15 protein-coding genes are annotated in these 16,285 nt (G+C 74.2%); 6 read left to right on the forward strand and 9 right to left on the reverse strand.

All coding sequences use genetic code 11. The annotated features are described in order from the left end of the window. Positions 1-396: 396 nt before the first annotated feature. Positions 397-1,191: a YqjF family protein gene (locus ESG85_RS09385; protein WP_128977594.1), complete on the forward strand. Its 795-nt coding sequence runs from the start codon at positions 397-399 to the stop codon at positions 1,189-1,191. 63 nt (positions 1,192-1,254) lie between these two features. Here ESG85_RS09385 and ESG85_RS09390 read toward each other — a convergent pair whose 3' ends face one another. Further along, complete coding sequence (locus ESG85_RS09390) at positions 1,255-1,980, reverse strand: dienelactone hydrolase family protein (protein ID WP_128977595.1); 726 nt, start codon at positions 1,978-1,980, stop codon at positions 1,255-1,257. Between the two features lie 197 nt (positions 1,981-2,177). On the opposite strand from ESG85_RS09390, the gene ESG85_RS09395 reads away from it, so the two are divergent. The 4 genes from ESG85_RS09395 (at position 2,178) to ESG85_RS09410 (ending at position 6,160) form a co-directional block, all read left to right on the forward strand. After that, positions 2,178-2,945: a hypothetical protein gene (locus ESG85_RS09395; protein ID WP_128977596.1), complete on the forward strand. Its 768-nt coding sequence runs from the start codon at positions 2,178-2,180 to the stop codon at positions 2,943-2,945. Positions 2,946-3,130: 185 nt separating this feature from the next. Further along, a complete protein-coding gene (locus ESG85_RS09400) occupies positions 3,131-3,556 on the forward strand; it encodes a BlaI/MecI/CopY family transcriptional regulator (RefSeq protein WP_128977647.1) in 426 nt (141 codons plus the stop codon). 347 nt (positions 3,557-3,903) lie between these two features. Further along, positions 3,904-4,491 (forward strand): DUF4253 domain-containing protein, encoded by a 588-nt coding sequence (locus ESG85_RS09405; RefSeq protein ID WP_164986205.1) that lies wholly within the window; start codon positions 3,904-3,906, stop codon positions 4,489-4,491. 541 nt (positions 4,492-5,032) lie between these two features. After that, positions 5,033-6,160, forward strand: coding sequence for an AI-2E family transporter (locus tag ESG85_RS09410; RefSeq protein WP_128977648.1), 1,128 nt, complete (start codon positions 5,033-5,035; stop codon positions 6,158-6,160). On the opposite strand, the gene ESG85_RS09415 is transcribed toward ESG85_RS09410, so the two are convergent. Further along, positions 6,118-6,960 (reverse strand): EamA family transporter, encoded by an 843-nt coding sequence (locus ESG85_RS09415; protein WP_309550283.1) that lies wholly within the window; start codon positions 6,958-6,960, stop codon positions 6,118-6,120. The two genes, ESG85_RS09410 and ESG85_RS09415, sit on opposite strands and share 43 nt — an antisense overlap. A 189-nt stretch (positions 6,961-7,149) precedes the next feature. On the opposite strand from ESG85_RS09415, the gene ESG85_RS09420 reads away from it, so the two are divergent. Then, positions 7,150-8,004 carry a LysR family transcriptional regulator gene (locus ESG85_RS09420; protein WP_128977599.1) on the forward strand — a complete coding sequence of 285 codons (855 nt, stop codon included), beginning with the start codon at positions 7,150-7,152 and terminating at the stop codon, positions 8,002-8,004. Positions 8,005-8,137: 133 nt separating this feature from the next. On the opposite strand, the gene ESG85_RS09425 is transcribed toward ESG85_RS09420, so the two are convergent. The 7 genes from ESG85_RS09425 to ESG85_RS09455 form a co-directional block, all read right to left on the reverse strand. Further along, the gene (locus ESG85_RS09425; protein WP_128977600.1) at positions 8,138-9,337 is read right to left on the reverse strand and encodes a CaiB/BaiF CoA transferase family protein; all 1,200 of its coding nucleotides are present in this window, start codon (positions 9,335-9,337) and stop codon (positions 8,138-8,140) included. A gap of 124 nt (positions 9,338-9,461) precedes the next feature. Next, positions 9,462-11,351 (reverse strand): helix-turn-helix domain-containing protein, encoded by a 1,890-nt coding sequence (locus tag ESG85_RS09430; RefSeq protein ID WP_128977601.1) that lies wholly within the window; start codon positions 11,349-11,351, stop codon positions 9,462-9,464. A 76-nt stretch (positions 11,352-11,427) separates the two neighbouring features. After that, positions 11,428-12,273: a 3-hydroxybutyrate dehydrogenase gene (locus tag ESG85_RS09435; protein ID WP_128977602.1), complete on the reverse strand. Its 846-nt coding sequence runs from the start codon at positions 12,271-12,273 to the stop codon at positions 11,428-11,430. Between the two features lie 55 nt (positions 12,274-12,328). Continuing rightward, positions 12,329-12,811, reverse strand: a complete 483-nt coding sequence (locus tag ESG85_RS09440) for an NUDIX hydrolase (protein WP_128977603.1) — start codon at positions 12,809-12,811, stop codon at positions 12,329-12,331. Positions 12,812-12,907: 96 nt separating this feature from the next. Next, positions 12,908-14,683, reverse strand: coding sequence for an apolipoprotein N-acyltransferase (gene lnt / locus ESG85_RS09445; protein WP_128977604.1), 1,776 nt, complete (start codon positions 14,681-14,683; stop codon positions 12,908-12,910). Between the two features lie 133 nt (positions 14,684-14,816). After that, the gene (locus ESG85_RS09450) at positions 14,817-15,389 is read right to left on the reverse strand and encodes an NfeD family protein (protein ID WP_128977605.1); all 573 of its coding nucleotides are present in this window, start codon (positions 15,387-15,389) and stop codon (positions 14,817-14,819) included. 53 nt (positions 15,390-15,442) lie between these two features. Then, complete coding sequence (locus ESG85_RS09455; RefSeq protein WP_164986207.1) at positions 15,443-16,237, reverse strand: glutamate racemase; 795 nt, start codon at positions 16,235-16,237, stop codon at positions 15,443-15,445. Positions 16,238-16,285 lie beyond the last annotated feature (48 nt).

The following is a 16,285-nucleotide window of genomic DNA, read 5'->3' on the forward strand; positions in this document are numbered from 1 at the left end:
CCGGCCGCGGCGACGGAGATCAATCTACCAGGTGTTCGAGCTGTCGTTCACCACGTTTCCGGTGGTCAGCGCGGTGGAGGTCACCGGGAGGGGCGGAGGGGGCCGGAGGGGGCGGTGGGGGCGGAGGGACGGCCGTGCGGGCGGGCGCGGACAGCTGCACGTTGGGGTGCCGTCGTGCTGTCGTGCCGACTTGCCGCCGTGCCGTCGTGCCGTCGGCGGCACCGCCGGCTTTCACGCCCGGTCGCCCTGCCGCCGGCCCGGGCGTCACCCTGCTCCTGAGTCCGGCCACGCACCCCACCGCCCGCCACTCCGGTCCGCCGAGTGGCGGGGCGGCCCCGCCGGCGCGGGTGCGGCTGGATCCGCCGAGTCCGGGTGCCGGTTTGCCATACTGCTCCGATGCCGCCGCAGCAGCCCACCGAGCCGCCAGGACGCGAGCCGGACCCCGTGTCCGCGCCCGTGCCGGAGCCCGTGTCGGTCGACCCGCCGCACGGCCCGGCTGTCACCCTGCTCACCCAGTCCTGGCTCGACGTCACCTTTCTGCACTGGGCCGTGGATCCGGCGGAGGTGGCCCCGCTGCTGCCGCCGGGTACCGTGCCCGACACCTTCGACGGCGCCGCCCACGTCGGGCTCGTCGCCTTCCGGATGCACCGCGCCGGCTGGTTCCGGCTCCCCGGTCTCCCGTACCTCGGCAGCTTCCCGGAAACGAACGTCCGGCTGTACTCGGTCGACGAGCACGGTCGCCGGGGTGTGGTGTTCCGCTCGCTCGACGCCTCGCGCCTGCTGCCGGTGGCGGTCGGCCGGTGGGTGTTCCGGCTGCCGTACGTCTGGTCCGGGATGGCGGTCCGGCGGGACGGCGACGTCGTGACGTACAGGAGCCGCCGCCGGCTGCCCGGCCCTCGGGACGCCCGGAGCGCGCTCGCGGTGCGGATCGGTGCGCGCGTCGAGGAGCCGACGCCCCTCGAGCACTTCCTCACCGCCCGCTGGGCCCTGCACGCCTCGTTCCTGGGCCGCGTGCGCTACCTCCCGAACGTCCACCCGCGCTGGCCGCTGCACCGGGCCCGGCTGCTCTCGTGCGACGAGACGCTGACAGCGGCGGCGGGCCTCACCCGACCGCAGGACCCGCCGGTCAGTGTCCTCTACTCCCCCGGTGTCCCCGTCCGTTTCCTCCCGCCACGAACCGGCGCCGCGTGAGACTGCCACGGCCGGTGGCGCCGCTCCGTCTCGGCCGGGAGTGAGCGCCAGGACCCGATCGGATCACTCCGTGACGGGCAGGCACTCGGCGAGCAGGGCGACGATGTCACGCCAGGCTCGCCGCGCGTGCCGTGGGTGGTGGCCGACGCCGGGAGGCGCGGCGTGGTCGACCGGTGGGTGGTGGAAGGCGTGAAGCGCTCCTCCGTAGACCACGAGGCGCCAGTCGACGCCCGCGGCCTCCATCTCCGCGGCGAAGGCTTCCCGTTGCGCGGGCGGCATGATCGGGTCTTCCGAACCGACCCCGGCCCACACCGGGCAGCGAATGCGCGCCGCCTCGCCCGGCCGGCCCGTGGTCAGTGCGTTGACCGTTCCGATGGCGCGCAGGTCGGCGCCGTCGCGGCCGAGTTCGAGTGCGACCGCGCCCCCGGTGCCGTAGCCGATGGCGGCGGTCCGGGCGGGGTCGGCGCGTGGTTCGGCGCGCAACACGTCGAGGGCGGCGTGGCCGATTCCTCGCATGCGGTCGGGATCGTCGAGCAGCGGCAGGCAACGGGCCAGCATCTGCTCCGGGTCGTCCAAGTAGCGTCCGCCGTGGAGGTCGAAGGCCAGTGCCACGTACCCCAGCTCGGCCAGCGCCTCGGCCCGTCGGCGCTCGACGTCGCCGAGCCCCATGCCCTCGGGCCCGATCAGGACCGCCGGCCGGCGTTCGGCGCCGGCCGGGAGCGCGAGGTGTCCGATCATCGTCAGGTCGTCGGCCGGGTACGCGACCGTACGGGTGGTGACCGTCGTCATGCGACGGGACCGTAATGACCGTTGCGCCCTCTCGGGGCCGTCTTCACCGATGGCAGACAGCGGTTACGGAGGCGGGCCGGGTCTGTGATGGAGTGTGGTCGGCCGTGGTGGCGCGTTCGTCGCGTGTGGCCGGCAGCGGGTCGGGGGGCCGGGGACGTAGGCTCGCGGCGGCGCGGCCAGTTCGACGAGGAGGAGACATGAACGCCACCGAGGAAGACCGGCTCGGGCCGGCCGAGGCCGACGTCCGGAACGCGAAGACGACACTGGTCCAGCTCCTCGCCCGCGCCGGGGTCTACTCCGGTGACGCCGAGGAGCTGATCGGGATCGTCGAGGCCGGGGCCCTCGCGCTGGCCCGCGAGGAACTCGACGCCCTCGCCCGTGACGTACCGGCCGGGAAGGGGGAGCCCTACACCTCGGGCTGGGGCGAGGGCGCGGCGGCGGTCGTCGGCGGGCTCGGCGTCCGTGCCGAGCGGATCCTGCGTCAGGCCGTGGGTGCCCACGAGGAGGAGGCCGAGGGGAGCGGGGCAGGGCGGGTGCCGCTGCCGCCGGTGGGGCGGATGGAGCTGGAGCGGGCGAAGGTGGTCGTCCTGCCGCTCTATCTGTCCTTCTCCACGGTCTCCGACCTCGACCCCGAGGTCTCCGAGCAGGTGCTCACGGCGGTGCTCCGGACGATGACGGCACGGGAGCGGGCAGGGTACGCGGACCGGCTCACACGGTTCGCCGCAGCCGGGCACGACCGGGTGGAGCGGATGTACGCGGAGTACGGCCCGGGCAGCCCGATCGCCATCCACGGCCGCTACTCGCTGCTCCACTCCCCCGCGAGCATCGCCGTCCTGGAGCGGCTCACCACGACGCCCGACGCGCTCCGTGAGGAGTGGGACGCCGCCGAACTCCCGCCGGCCTGGCTGGAGGGGCTGTCGACGGCGTGGACGGCGTCGGGCTCCGCCGACGACCTCCCTGCGTGACGCGTGGAGGGTCGGGGTGAAGGTGAGGGGGCGGCGTGGCCGGGCGAGAGGGGAGGCATGACCGGGCAGCGCGGGACGATCGGGCGGCCCGGCCGGCAGGACCGGGCTCCGTGCCCGTGAGCTGGGCATCCGCGCGTCTACTATGACCGGCGAGAGGTGCGGGAGAGCGGAGGGGACACGTGCCCATGCGTCGGCTGGGTGAGCTCGAGGCGGAGATCATGGACCGCTTCTGGAAGTGGAACCGGCCCGCCACGGTGCGCGAGATCGTCGACGACATCAACCTGCTGCGGGAGGTCGCGTACACGACGGTGACGACCGTGACGACGATCCTCTTCCACAAGGGCCATCTGACCCGCGCAAGGGACGGCCGGATCTGGGTGTACCGGGCCGCCGGCACCCGCGAGGCCTACGCGGCGGCGTTGATGGCGGACGGTCTCGACGCCAGCGAGGACCGGCCGGCCGCCCTCGCCGCCTTCGTCCGCGCTCTCGGCGAGAGCGAACTCGCGGCGCTGCGGGAGGCCTTGAGCGAGCCGTTGACGGAGACGTCGAGCGAGGCGTTGAGCGAGACGTTGAGCGAGGCGTTGAGCGAGGCGTTGAGCGAGGCACCTTGACGCCTCGCTGCCTTCGACAGGGGGCTGCCAGTCTCCGGAGAGGGGCCCGCCGTGCCGGGATCGTCTAGGGTCCTGATCTCATGACGTCGTTCCTCCACCGGCCGCTTCTTCCCTCCGATGACCTCCTTCACCGCTTGCGGACGTCCTTTCCCACCGCCGAGACCGAGCGGTCTGTGACCGCCGCGGGTGTCGAGGTCCTGGGCGTCCGCGTGCCGCGAGAGCAGGCTCGTACGGTGTGGGAGGAGTGGCGCGGCAGGCATGACCGGATCGGTTGGTGGCCGTACGTCACGTTGAGCCCGCCGAGTGAGGCGACGGAGTGGCACGATCATGCGGCGTGGGATGCCGGCGTGCTGGAGCGGTGGGTCGGCGAAGCCGCGTCTCAGGACCACGACGCGAAGGCGGCGTCCATAGTGGTGTCGGCCTGCCGGTGGGCGGTGGAGGAAGTCGCCGACGTGGACGACGATGTCGACCTCTGGCGGTCCGACTACGACCCCGACCGGCTGGCACCCCTACTCGCACCGGCCGTGGAGCGGCCGCTGCAGGGAGTGTCGCAGTGGGCGACCGGCACCCGGGACTTCTTCGAGAAGGACTGGCGGTGGGTGAATTTCGTGGCCGCGCGAGGCGGCTACGAGGTTCCGGTGCTTCTGCCGCGTGTCTACACGACGTGGGGCTGGGCCGGGTACGGCGACCGCGGCCTGACCCCCCTCGACACCTCCGCACTCCTGCGCCGCTGGCACGAGCGGTGGGGAGCCGAGCTCTTCTTCGCCGACGGCTCCTACCTGGAGCTGGCCGTCGACCGGCCGCCCCTGGACCCCCGGGGCGCCGCGCAGGCCGCCGCGGAGCTGCGCGCCTACTGCCACGACACGGTGGACGATGCGGTGAAGACCGGCGACACGATGGCACGCTCGACGGTGTGGTCGCTCTGGTGGGACTGAACCGGACCGCAGGCCCTCATGGGGCGGTACGCGGCTGACGGCCGCACAACGCCGCCTCGTCAGAGCGGCAGGTCCTCGGACGGGAAGCGGATCTTCGGGTCGCTCCTGCGGATCGTACCCGGATCGCGAACGCCCCCTGCGGGAAGCGTGGTCACGAGCGTCGACTGCCGCCTCGCCCAGCGGCCGGGCCGGCGTTTTGCCGTACGGCCGTTGCGTCGCCCGGCGCCCGGCGAGTCTCCGCCGCTGCGCCACACGCCGCCCGCTGGGACGGCGTCCGTGACCGCGTGACCGCGTGGCTGTGTGCTGTGCTCGCGTGGTCGGGTGCTCGCATGGCCAGGTGGCCGGGTGGTCGCGTGGTCGGTCGTCAGGTGGTCGGGTCGCGTGACCTGAACCGGCCGGGATCCGGTCCGGTCACCGGCCGGGATCCGGTCCTCCGGCCACCGGCCGGGTGCCGGCGAGGCCGGCGCAAACGGCTCCCCGGTCGGGCGAATGTGGGGGCGCGGGTGTTGGCGCCCGGCGCGCGGGTGGTACGTCGATGGCCATGCAGCCAGGCTCGTCTCCCGCGGTCGCCCCCTTCCTTCGTACGGCCGCCGCCTACGCGTGGCGGCTGCTCGTCGTCGGCACGCTCGTCTATGCGGTGTTCGCACTGCTCGGGCGGTTCCACGAGATCGGGGTGGCGCTCTTCCTGGGGCTGGTGATCACCGCCCTGCTGCGGCCGGTCGCGGACCTCGTCGCCCGGGGGCTGCCGCGCGGGGTGGCCGTGGCGCTGACGATGCTGGGCAGCATCGCGCTGGTCCTCGGCGTGCTGGCGATGGTCGGCGAGGCGGTGGCGAACGACCGGACGACGCTGGTGCGGGAGTTCAGGACCGGCATCGACCGGATCGAGCACTGGTTGGAGCGGCCGCCGTTCCGGCTGAATCCGGAGGCCCTGACGGACCTGCAGTCGCGGATCGGCCAGTTCCTCTCCAGCCACCGTTCCACCCTGGTCAGCGAGGCCGTGAGCGGTGCGCACCACCTCGTGGCGGTGCTGGCGACGCTGGCGCTGGCGCTGTTCTCGGCGGTCCTCTTCATCCACGCGGGCGACCGCCAGTGGGCCTGGTTCCGGGAGCAGTTGCCGGCTTCGGTACGGGGCCGGGTGGACGTCGGCGGGCGGGCGGCCTGGCGTACGTTCACCGGCTACACCCACGGGATCGTCCTCGTGGCGGCCACGAACGCCGTCCTGGTGGGGATCGCCCTGTGGCTGCTCGGGGTGCCACTGGCCGTGCCGCTCGCCCTGCTCGAGTTCGCCGCCGCCTTCATCCCGCTGATCGGCTCGCCGATCGCGCTGGCGGTCGCCGCGGTGGTCGCCCTGGCTGCCGAAGGGCCGCTGGTGGCGGCGATCGTGATCGCGCTGATCGTGGTGATCGGCCAGATCGAGGGGCATGTGCTGCATCCGCTGGTGATGAGCTGGGCCGTCCGGCTTCACCCGCTGGTGGTGGCGGTCTCGGTCGTCGCGGGTTCCATCGCCGCGGGCTTCGTCGGCGCGGTGGTGGCGGTGCCACTGGTGTCTGTGGTGTGGTCGGCGTACACGGCACTGCGGGCGGCTCGCGAGACGGAACGGATCCTCGCGGAGGAGGGACCGGGCGCTCAGGGCGCGGCGGCCGCCCCTGACGCGCCGGACGGTCCCTGAGGGCGTGAGGTCAGGATGCTGACGGCGTTGGCGGTGACGACGGCGGTGATCGCGGCGGCGTCGGCCCAGCCCAGTCGCTGCCCGAGGCCGATCCAGCCGACCAGGGCGGCGAGCACGGGATTGACGCTCATGAAGAGGCCGAAGGCCGCCGGTGGCACATGGCGCAGGGTGAGGAGGTCCACGAGGTACGGGACGGCCGAGGAGAGCACCCCGGCGGTGACCGCGCAGCCGAACGCCGCGGTCGTCGGCGGATGGTGCAGCACGACGAGGACGCCGACGGGCAGGAACGTCAGCGCGGACAATCCGGCCGCGGCGGCACTGCCCTGGGCCCCGGGGATCCGGCTGCCGACGATGCGGTTGAGCAGGATGTACGCGGCCCAGCAGGCGGCGCCCAGCAGGCCGAAACCCATGCCGGCGTAGTCGGTGGAAGGCTGCGGGCGCATGAGGGTGATCACGCCGGCGGCGGCGAGCACGGCGCAGGCGGCGTCGACGCGGCGGCGGGTGGCGGCGAGCGCGATGGCGAGCGGGCCGAGGAACTCCAGGGTCACGGCGAGCCCGAGGCCGACCCGGTCGATGGCCGTGTAAAGGGACAGGTTCATGGTGCCGAAGACGACCGCGAGCAGGATCACCGGCCACCACTGGTGGCGGGTGAACGTGCGCAGCCGGGGCCGATCGACGGCGATGAGGACGAGCGCGGCGACGTACTGGCGGACGGCGACGACGCCGACGGGGCCGAGAACGGGGAAGGCGAGCGAACCGGTGGCGGCACCGATCTGGTTGGACAGACCGCTGCCGAGCATGGCTGCCACGCCGGTCGCGGAGGTGCGCGACGCGGACGCCGGCCCGGACGGCTGAGAGGACGGCCGCGACGTCGGCGAGGGCGGAGAGGCGGCGGAGGCGGGGGACGCGGCTGCGGGCATGGCCCGATCGTCCTCGCCGCGCATGGTTGCGCAAAATGCATGACCGCATCCAGTCTATACGCTGAGCGTATGGATGTGGAACTGCGCCAGCTGCGCTGCCTGGTGGCGATCGTCGACGAGGGCGGCTTCACGGATGCCGCGCTCACGCTCGGCGTTTCCCAGGCCGCCGTGTCCCGCACCCTCGCCTCGCTCGAACGAGCCCTCGGCGTCCGGCTGTTGCGGCGCACCTCGCGGTCGGTGACGCCGACGGCTACCGGTGCCCGGGTGGTGGCGCACGCCCGCCGGGTGCTGGCCGAGGCGGAGGAACTGCTCCGGGTGGCGGCGTCGACGGAGGGCGCGCTGCGGATCGGCTACGCGTGGTCGGCCCTCGGCCGGCACACGCCCGCCTTCCAGCGCCGGTGGGCCGCCGCGCACCCCGGTACGGAGCTGCACTTGGTGCGGGTGAACTCGCCGACCGCCGGCCTCGCCGAAGGCTCGTGCGACCTGGCGGTGCTGCGCCGGCCTCTGGACGACCGGCGGTTCGACTCGGCGATCGTGGGGCTCGAGCGGCGGCTGTGCGCCATGGCCGCCGACGATCCGCTGGCCAGGCGCCGCTCGGTGCGGCTGGCGGACCTCAGCGGGCACACGCTGCTGATCGACCGGCGGACCGGCACCACCACGCCGGAGCTGTGGCCGCCGGACTCCCGGCCGGCGACGGAGGAGACGTACGACGTGGACGACTGGCTGACGGCGATCTCCACCGGCCGCCGGATCGGGATGAGCGCGGAGGCCACGGCCAGCCAGTACCGCAGGCCCGGCGTCGTCCACCGTCCGGTGCGCGACGCCGAACCGGTGGCCGTCCGCCTCGCCTGGTGGCGGGACGACCCGCATCCCGCCGCCCCGGCGGTGATCGAGCTGCTCACCGCGCTCTACCGCACCCCGTGACGCTCCGGCGCGGGCCGGTCTCGCCGCGCGTCGGCGCCCGTGCGGGCGACGTCGGGTCGGACCGCACGGACGTCGGATCGTGGATCGGAGCGCGTGGACGCCGGCTGGCCCGCAGGGAGCGCGGAACCGTGGCTCAGATCGCGTGGGCCGCCCGCATCTCCGCGACGGCAGCCGTGTCGTAGCCCAGTTCCGTCAGGATGCGCTCGGTGTGCTCGCCGACGCCGGGGACGGCGTCCATGCGCGGCCGTATGCCGCCGAGGTCGGCCGGCGGCAGCAGGGCCGGGACCTCGGTGCCGCCCGGGAGCCGCACGTCCCGCCAGCGGTCGCGGGCATCGAGCACCGGGTGGTCGAGGAACTCCGCCATGTCGTTGACCCCGGCGTTGGCGATGCCGGCGTCGTCGAGGATCCTCCCGACGGCCGCGCTGTCGAGCTCGGTGAACCGCTCCGCCACCAGCGCGTCCAGCTCCGCGCGGTGGGCGACCCGGTCGGAGCCGGTGGCGAATCTCGGGTCAGTGACCAGTTCCGGCCGCTCCAGGAACCGCTCGCACAAGGCGGCCCATTCCCGCTCGTTCTGGATCGAGAACAGGACGTCCTTGCCGTCGGCGGCGGTGAAGGCGCCGTAGGGCGCGATCGTGGCGTGGCGGGTGCCGATGCGCGGGGGCTGCACGCCGCCGAACCGGGTGTAGTAGGCGGGCTGGTGCATCCATTCGGCGAGCGCTTCGAATAGGGAGACCTCGACGGGGCGGGCGGTGCCGGTGGTGGCGCGGGTGAACAAGGCGGTGAGGATGCCGCTGTAGAGGTACATGCCGCCGGCGATGTCGGCCACGGATATCCCGGCCCGGGCGGTGCCGTGCTCGTTGCCCGTCAGCGAGACCAGGCCGGCCTGGCACTGGACGAGCAGGTCGTAGGCCTTGCGGCCGGCCCAGGGGCCGCTGGTGCCGTAGCCGGAGAGGCCGGCCGCGATGAGCCGCGGGAAGCGCTCGGCGAGCGCCTCGGGGGCGAGACCGAGGCGGGCGGCGGCGCCGGGCGCCAGGTTCTGCACGAACACGTCCGCGTCGGCGAGCAGCCGCTCCAGTACCTCTCGTCCCGCGTCCGTCTTCAGGTCGAGCGTGATCGACTCCTTCGAGCGGTTGAGCCAGACGAAGTAGCTGGACTCTCCGTGCACGGTGGTGTCGTAGCGGCGTGCGAAGTCGCCGTCGCCCGGTCGCTCGACCTTGATCACCCGGGCGCCGAGGTCCGCCAGCTGACGGGTGGCGAAGGGCGCGGCCACCGCCTGTTCGAGACTGACGACGGTGATGCCGGAGAGCGGCAGGTCTGCGGGACGTCCGGTCATCGGGGTGTCCTCCTGGCGCCGCGGGATGCGGCACGGTGTGCGGTACGGCGGGCGTACGTGGGTGGGCGGGGTGCGGTACGAGCAGGTGTGCGGGTGTGCGCTGCGGGCACGCCGGCGGGCGCGGTCAGCGTATGACGGCCGCCGAGAGGGCGTGCAGCCGCAGGGCCAGCTGGATCTCCAGGGCGCGGGCCGGTGACTGCCAGTCGGGGCCGAGGAGCCGGCCGATCCGCTCGACGCGCTGCGCCACGGTGTTCACGTGGACGTGCAGGTCGTCCTTGGTGCGGGCGGGGCTCATGCCGCTGGCGAAGTAGGCGTCCATGGTGCGCACGAGGTCCGTGCCGCGGCGCCGGTCGTAGGCGATGACCTGGCCGATGGTGCGCTCCACGAAGCCCTCGATGTCGCCGGTGTCGGCGAGCAGCAGGCCGAGGAAGCCGAGGTCCTCGGCGGCGGCGCCTTCGCCCTGGCGGTGCAGCAGCCGCAGCGCCTCCAGGCAGCGGCGCGCCTCCCGGTAGGCCGGGGCGACCCGGCCGGGGTGGGCGAGCGGGCCGGGGACGGGTGCGGAGGCGCCGACGGAGACGGGCTCGTGGAGCGCGCCGCCGAGGTGCTTGGCTGTCTGCCGGGCGAGTTCGGCGGCGCTCTCCCCCGGTCCGAGCGGCAGCAGCAGGACGGTGCCGCCGTCGCGCGCCGAGGCCAGGCCGTGGCGCGTCGCGGCCAGGTGCGAGGCCGCCGAGCGCAGCCGCTGCCGGTCCGCGCTCTCCCGTCCCTCGGCGTCCGGTGCGGTGCCGGCTCCGGCCCGGTCGATGCGGGCGGCGAGGACCACATGGGGTGCGTCGGTGTCGGCGCCCAGCCGCGCGGCGCGCTCGCGCAGCAGGCGGCGGTCGCGGTCGGGCGCGTCGAGGAGGTCGTCGAGCAGTTCGCCGCGGACCCGCTGTTCGGCCTCGCCCGCGGAGCGGCGGGCGAGCAGCAGCAGGGAGGTCACGAGGGCGGCCCGCTCCAGGGTGCGCAGGTCGACGGGGTCGAGTCCGGGCCGGTCGTGGAGTACGAGGGCGCCGAGGGTCTCGCCGCCCGCGGAGACCGAGGCGATCCAGTCGTCGCCGTGCCGGGTGGCGTGGCCTTCGGAGGTTCTCGCGGGGCCGGGCGGCTCCTCGACGAAGTCGACGGTGCCGCCGAGGACTTCGGACACGGCCGCGGCCACGTCGTGGACGCCGCCGCCGCGCAGCACGAGCTCGGTGAGCCGGTCGTGCACCTCCGAGGCGCGCTCGATGACGCCGCTGTGCTCGCGGATGATGCCGTTGGCCCGTTCCAGCTCGGCGAGGGCGGAGCGGGTCTCGGCGAGCAGGTTCGCGGTGTCGATGGCGACGGCGGCGTGCGCGGCGAAGGAGCCGAGCAGGGCGACCTGCTCGCGTTCGAAGACACGGGCACGCCGGTCGGCGGCGAACAGCACGCCGATGACCTGGCTGCCGAGGGTGAGCGGCACGCCGAGGATCGCGACGAGGCCCTCGTCGCCGACCGCGCTGTCGATGGCCTCGGTGTGCCGGAAGCGGGCGTCCTGGAAGTAGTCGTCGGTGACGTACGGCCGGGCGGTCTGGGCGACGAGCCCGCCGAGCCCCTCCCCCATGCCGAGTCTGACCTGCTGGAACCGGGCCGAGACCGAGCCCTCGGTGACCCGCATGTAGGTGTCGCCCCTGACCGGGTCGTTGAGGCTGAGGTAGGCGACCTCGGTGCCGAGCAGGGAACGGGCGCGCTGGACGATGGCGCGCAGCACGTCGTCGAGGTCGCGCAGGCCCGCGAGGTCGTGGGCGGTCTCGAAGAGCGCGGACAGCTCGGCCTCGCGCCGCCGCCGGCCCTCCAGCTCGGCCCGGACCCGCAGCGCGAGCTGTTTGGCCTGCTCGAGCCCGGCCAGCTCCTCGGGCCCCGCGCCGGTCGCGCGGGCGAGCAGCACGGGGCGGTCGTACGCCTCGGTCGCGGCGCCGCGGGCGAGGAGCTCCAGGTAGACGGCCTGTTCGTGGGTCATGGTCACAGGGATACCTGTCGTACGGGGGGTCGCACCAGTCCTGTGGACAACCGCCTGTGGACAACGGGAGCGGCGGTCAGTGCGCCGTCCAGCCTCCGTCGAGGGCGAGCGAGGTGCCGGTGACGAAGGAGGCCTGCGGGGTGCAGAGGAACAGGACGGCCTCGGCGACCTCCTCGGGCTCGATCAGCCGCTTGAGCGCGGAGTCCCGCAGCAGGACGTCGGCGAGCACCTGCCCGGCGGGGATGCCGTGGGCGGCGGCCTGGTCGGCGATCTGCCGCTCGACGAGCGGCGTGCGCACGTATCCGGGGTTGACGCAGTTGGAGGTGACGCCGTGCGGGGCGCCTTCGAGGGCCGCGGTCTTGGACAGGCCCTCCAGGCCGTGCTTGGCGGCCACGTAGGCCGACTTGAAGGGCGAGGCCCGCAGTCCGTGCACGGACGAGATGTTCACGATCCGGCCCCAGCCTCGCGCGTACATCTCCGGGAGCGCGCCTCTGATCAGTCGGAACGGTGCCTCCAGCATCACGGTGAGGACGGTGTGGAAGACGTCCGGCGGGAAGTCCTGGAGGGGTCGGACGAGCTGGAGTCCCGCGTTGTTCACGAGGATGTCGGCGCCGGCGGCCGAGGCCTCGGCGGCGTCGAGGTCGGTGAGGTCGAGCAGTGTGGGTTCGACGGCGCCCGGGAGGTCCCGTGCGGCCTCGGTCAGCGTGTCGAGTCCTTCGGCGGCCCGGTCGACGGCTCTGACCCTGGCCCCTGCGGCGGCGAGCCGCAGCGCGCAGGCGCGGCCGATGCCGCCGGCGGCGCCGGTGACGAGCGCGGTGCGCCCGGAGAGGTCGAGGGTGACGGACCCGGCGGCCGGCCCGGTGGCGGGCCGGGGCGCGACGGCCTGGGCCGGGACGGGTCCCGGTGCGATGGAGGCGCTCATGCTCGGCACCTTATGAAGCGGTGCCGCCCCGACCGATGTGGGCTGAGCACATAGTTCAGCCTGTGGGGCTGGGGTCGAACCATGTGGGTTCGTCCTTGAGCGCCTGCTCGATGCGGAGGTGCGAGAAACGCTTCATCTCGGGCAGCTCGTCGAGCGCGAACCAGCCCACCTCCGTCGACTCCTCGTCGTTGACCCTGGCCTCGCCGCCGACGGCCCGGCAGCGGAAGGACACGTCCATGAACTGGCAGCGGTCCCCGTTGGGGTACACGACGGGCTTGCGCAGGGTCTGCACCAGCACGACCCGCTCCACCTCGGCCCGGACGCCCGTCTCCTCGTACACCTCGCGGACGGCGCAGGCGGCGGGCTGCTCGCCCGGCTCCACGATGCCGCCGACGATGGCCCACATGCCGTTGTCCGCGCGACGGCCCAGGAGCACCCGTCCCCGGTCGTCGAAGACGACCGCCGAGACGCCCGGCAGGAAGAGCAGCTGGTGGCCGGCGGAGGCCCGGATGTCGCGGATGAAGTCAGGTGTGCCCATGACTCGACCCTAGATCATCATCCGATCGTCCCGGCCGGCGCACGCCGCCCGCCGCCAGGGCCTCCGGCCCCCGCCGCCAAGGCCTCCGGCTCCGCCTCAGGCGGAGCGTGCCCGGCGGGCACGGCCGGACCGCACCGCCGACCAGCCGAGGCCGGCCACGGCGACCGCCACCAGGAGCGCCTCGGGCAGCGTGCCCATGCGGGTCGCCGGGGTCAGCGAGGAGCGCAGCGGCACCTTCTCCACGAGCACGTCGGGCGTGAACATCCCGGTCTCCGCGACGATCGTCCCGTCGGGCCGGATGACCGCGCTGACACCGCTGGTGACCGGCACGACCACGCTGCGGCTGTGCTCCACGGCGCGCACGCGCGACATGGCGAGCTGCTGGTAGGTCATCTCGCTGCGGCCGAAGGTGGCGTTGTTGCTGGGCACGGTGATCATCTGTGCGCCGTGGGTGACGGTGTCCCGGACGGCCCAGTCGAAGGCCGCCTCGTAACAGGTGGCGAGGCCCACCTTCGTACCGGCGAGGTCGAAGACGCCGACCTCGTCACCGGGTCCGAAGTCGCGGCGGACGCGGTCGACGTCGCTGCTGAAGAGCCGGACGACGGACCGCATGGGGATGTACTCGCCGAAGGGCTGGACGTGCCGCTTGTCGTACTCGGCGACCGGTCCCTTCCCCGGCTCCCACTGGATGAGGGTGTTGCGCAGTTTTCCGGTGGGCGGCGCGATGACGGAGCCGATCACGGTGGGCGCGTTCACCTTGCGCACGGCGTCGTCGATGATCGCGTACGCGTCCGGGTTGGCGTACGGGTCGATGTCGGAGGAGTTCTCGGGCCACAGCACGAAGTCGGGCTGCGGCGCGCGGCCCGCCTTCACCTCGTCGGCGAGCTCCCTGGTGCGGTTGACGTGGTTGTCGAGCACGGCACGCCGCTGGGAGTTGAAGTCGAGGCCGAGGCGGGGCACGTTGCCCTGGACCGCGGCGACGGTCGCGGTGCCGTCCTCGGGCGCGTCGGAGATCAGCGGCAGCGCGGCGAGGGCGCCGGTGACGGGCACCAGGACGGCCAGTGCGGCGGCGACCAGCGGGCCTCGAGGCCCGCGCGGGGGCGCCGCGGCCGGCGCCGCCTCCGAGGAGGAACCGGCCGTCCGGGAGGACCCGGGCGTCTCGCCGGCGTCGCCCGTACGGGCGGACCCGGACGACGCGGCCGCGACGGCGGGCTCGGGCGTCCCGGCGGCGTCCACGGCGTTCCCGGCGCCCGTCCGCTCGGGAGCGTCGCCGGTACGGGCGCGCCGGGCGAGGACCTGGCGGAGCAGTTCGTACAGACCGAAACCGCACAGCGCGACGCCGAAGCCGAGCACCGGGGTGCCGCCGACGGCCGCGAGCGGCAGGAAGATCCCGTCCGCCTGACCGAAGGCGATCTTGCCCCAGGGGAAGCCGCCGAACGGCACGCGCGCGCGTGCCGCCTCGCCCAGGATCCACACGGCGGCGGCGAACACCGGCCAGGCGGGAAGCCGGGAGACGACCGCGACGCCGAGGCCGACCGCGCCGACGAACAGCGACGACACGGCGGCGAGCGCCAGCCACGGCACCGGCCCGACCTCCTCGCCGGTCCACATCAGCAACGGCATCAGGAAACCGAGCCCGGCCAGGTAGCCGAGACCGAAGCCGGCCCGTGCCCGCCGGCCGCGCAGCGTCCAGCCGAGCAGCGCGAACGCGGGCAGCGCGAGCCACCACAGGGGCCGGGGCGGGAAGCTCAGGTAGAGCAGCAGCCCGGAGAGCAGGGCCGCACCGGGGCGCAGCAGCCGCCGGGGGCCACGGGCCCGCTCGGGGGCGGCATCGGACTCGGGCGCGTCGGCGGGGGCGATCGTGGTGCTCACGAGCCGGAGTCTACGGCGCGCGGCGCGCCCGGCAGGAGTGCGGTCGGCGCTGCGCGCCCCTGTGGGTGGCGGGTTCCACGCGGTCGGGCCGTACACGAGGAAAGCGTCCCTCCGGCTCCACGGGTCCGGCCGGTTACACGGGTCCGGCCGGCGCCGGAGACGTGGGAGGAGGGGTGGTGCGGTGCAACAGGGCGCGGATGACGTGGACGGCGGACTCGGCGTCGTCCACGGTCACGGTGAAGGTCCGCCCGTCACCGAGCCGCAGCACCAGACCCTCGCCGCGCCGGACGACCACGGCGGTGCCCTTCTCGGGGCGCCAGCGATAGCCCCAGCCGCCCCACTGGCGCGGGGTCACGGACGGCGCGAACTCGGCGCCGACCACGTGCGACAGCGGGATGCGCCGGCGCGGCACGCCGATGTGCCCACATCGCACCTCGCAGGCGCGGTCGTCGACCCGGACGGCGACGTGGACGAAGGCGAGCGTGCCGAAGAGCACCAGCAGACCGGCGGCGACACAGCCGATGACGGCCATCAGGAGCGGTGCGATGCCGGAGGTCCATGGCGACTCGACGGCGAGCAGGATGCCCAGCGCCATGCAGGCGAAACCGCCGACGGCCGGCAGCCATTGCATCCGGTTGGTCGCGCGGCCGGTCCAGACCGGGGGTGCGGGTCCCTCGGGACCCGGGTTCGTGGAGTGGTCCCTCATGGTGACAGCCTAAGCACGTTCCGCTGTTGCGGCGCCTCGGCGGAGTCGTCCGGTCACCCGGGGAGAGCGACGGTCGCCGCCCGGAGGACGCGGCCTTCGGCGTAGCTGAGCGCGGCGGGGCCGAGGTCGCCCGTACGCCCGCTGAGGAGCACGGTCAGCCCGCCCGTGGGAGCGGCCGCCGGGTTCGCCTCGACGCCGATCCGCCGCAGTGCCTGTGCGGCGACTGCCCCGGCGGAACCGTGCAAAACGACGGGCGGCAGGCCTTCGGTGCGGGGCAGTGCCGCCCGGATCTGTTCGGCGACCAGCTCGTAGTGGGTGCAGCCGAGGACCAGGGCGCGTACGTCCGGGGGCGTGAGGGCGGCCGCGGCGGCGACGGCCCTGCGTACGGCCTCGGCGTCGTCGTGCTCGACGGCGTCGGCGAGACCGGGGCACGGCACCTCGGTGACCTCGGCACCGTCGGCGAAGTCGCGGATCAGGCCGCGCTGGTACGGGCTGCCGGTGGTGGCCGGTGTGGCCCAGATCGCGACCTTGCCGCCGCCGACCGCGGCGGGCTTGATCGCGGGGACGGTGCCGATCACCGGGATGCGGGGCTCCAGCTCGGCGCGCAGCGCGGGCAGGGTGTGAACGCTCGCGGTGTTGCAGCCGACGATCAGGGCGTCGGGCCCGTGCGCGGCGGCGGCCCGGGCGACGGCCAGGGCACGCTCGGTGAGGTCCTCGACGGTGCGCGGGCCCCACGGCATGCCGTCGGGGTCCGAGGAGAGCACCAGATCCGCGTCGGGCCGCATGCGGCGGACCGCCGCCGCTGCCGGCAGCAGGCCGATTCCGGAGTCCATGAGGGCGATCTTCACCCGGTCACCCTATCCGACCACCCTTGTTTCCCCGTCGTTCTGGGGCAG

Source organism: Streptomyces roseicoloratus (assembly GCF_004117935.1).
Lineage (GTDB): Bacteria > Actinomycetota > Actinomycetes > Streptomycetales > Streptomycetaceae > Streptomyces > Streptomyces roseicoloratus.

Coding starts and splice junctions, on each gene's coding strand:
- ESG85_RS09450 (WP_128977605.1), bottom strand. CDS start 15,389: ATGAGGGACCACTCCACGAACCCGGGTCCCGAGGGACCCGCACCCCCG.
- ESG85_RS09400 (WP_128977647.1), top strand. CDS start 3,131: ATGCGTCGGCTGGGTGAGCTCGAGGCGGAGATCATGGACCGCTTCTGG.
- ESG85_RS09425 (WP_128977600.1), bottom strand. CDS start 9,337: ATGACCGGACGTCCCGCAGACCTGCCGCTCTCCGGCATCACCGTCGTC.
- ESG85_RS09385 (WP_128977594.1), top strand. CDS start 397: ATGCCGCCGCAGCAGCCCACCGAGCCGCCAGGACGCGAGCCGGACCCC.
- ESG85_RS09395 (WP_128977596.1), top strand. CDS start 2,178: ATGAACGCCACCGAGGAAGACCGGCTCGGGCCGGCCGAGGCCGACGTC.
- ESG85_RS09390 (WP_128977595.1), bottom strand. CDS start 1,980: ATGACGACGGTCACCACCCGTACGGTCGCGTACCCGGCCGACGACCTG.
- ESG85_RS09410 (WP_128977648.1), top strand. CDS start 5,033: ATGCAGCCAGGCTCGTCTCCCGCGGTCGCCCCCTTCCTTCGTACGGCC.
- ESG85_RS09440 (WP_128977603.1), bottom strand. CDS start 12,811: ATGGGCACACCTGACTTCATCCGCGACATCCGGGCCTCCGCCGGCCAC.
- ESG85_RS09435 (WP_128977602.1), bottom strand. CDS start 12,273: ATGAGCGCCTCCATCGCACCGGGACCCGTCCCGGCCCAGGCCGTCGCG.
- ESG85_RS09415 (WP_309550283.1), bottom strand. CDS start 6,960: ATGCTCGGCAGCGGTCTGTCCAACCAGATCGGTGCCGCCACCGGTTCG.
- ESG85_RS09420 (WP_128977599.1), top strand. CDS start 7,150: ATGGATGTGGAACTGCGCCAGCTGCGCTGCCTGGTGGCGATCGTCGAC.
- ESG85_RS09430 (WP_128977601.1), bottom strand. CDS start 11,351: ATGACCCACGAACAGGCCGTCTACCTGGAGCTCCTCGCCCGCGGCGCC.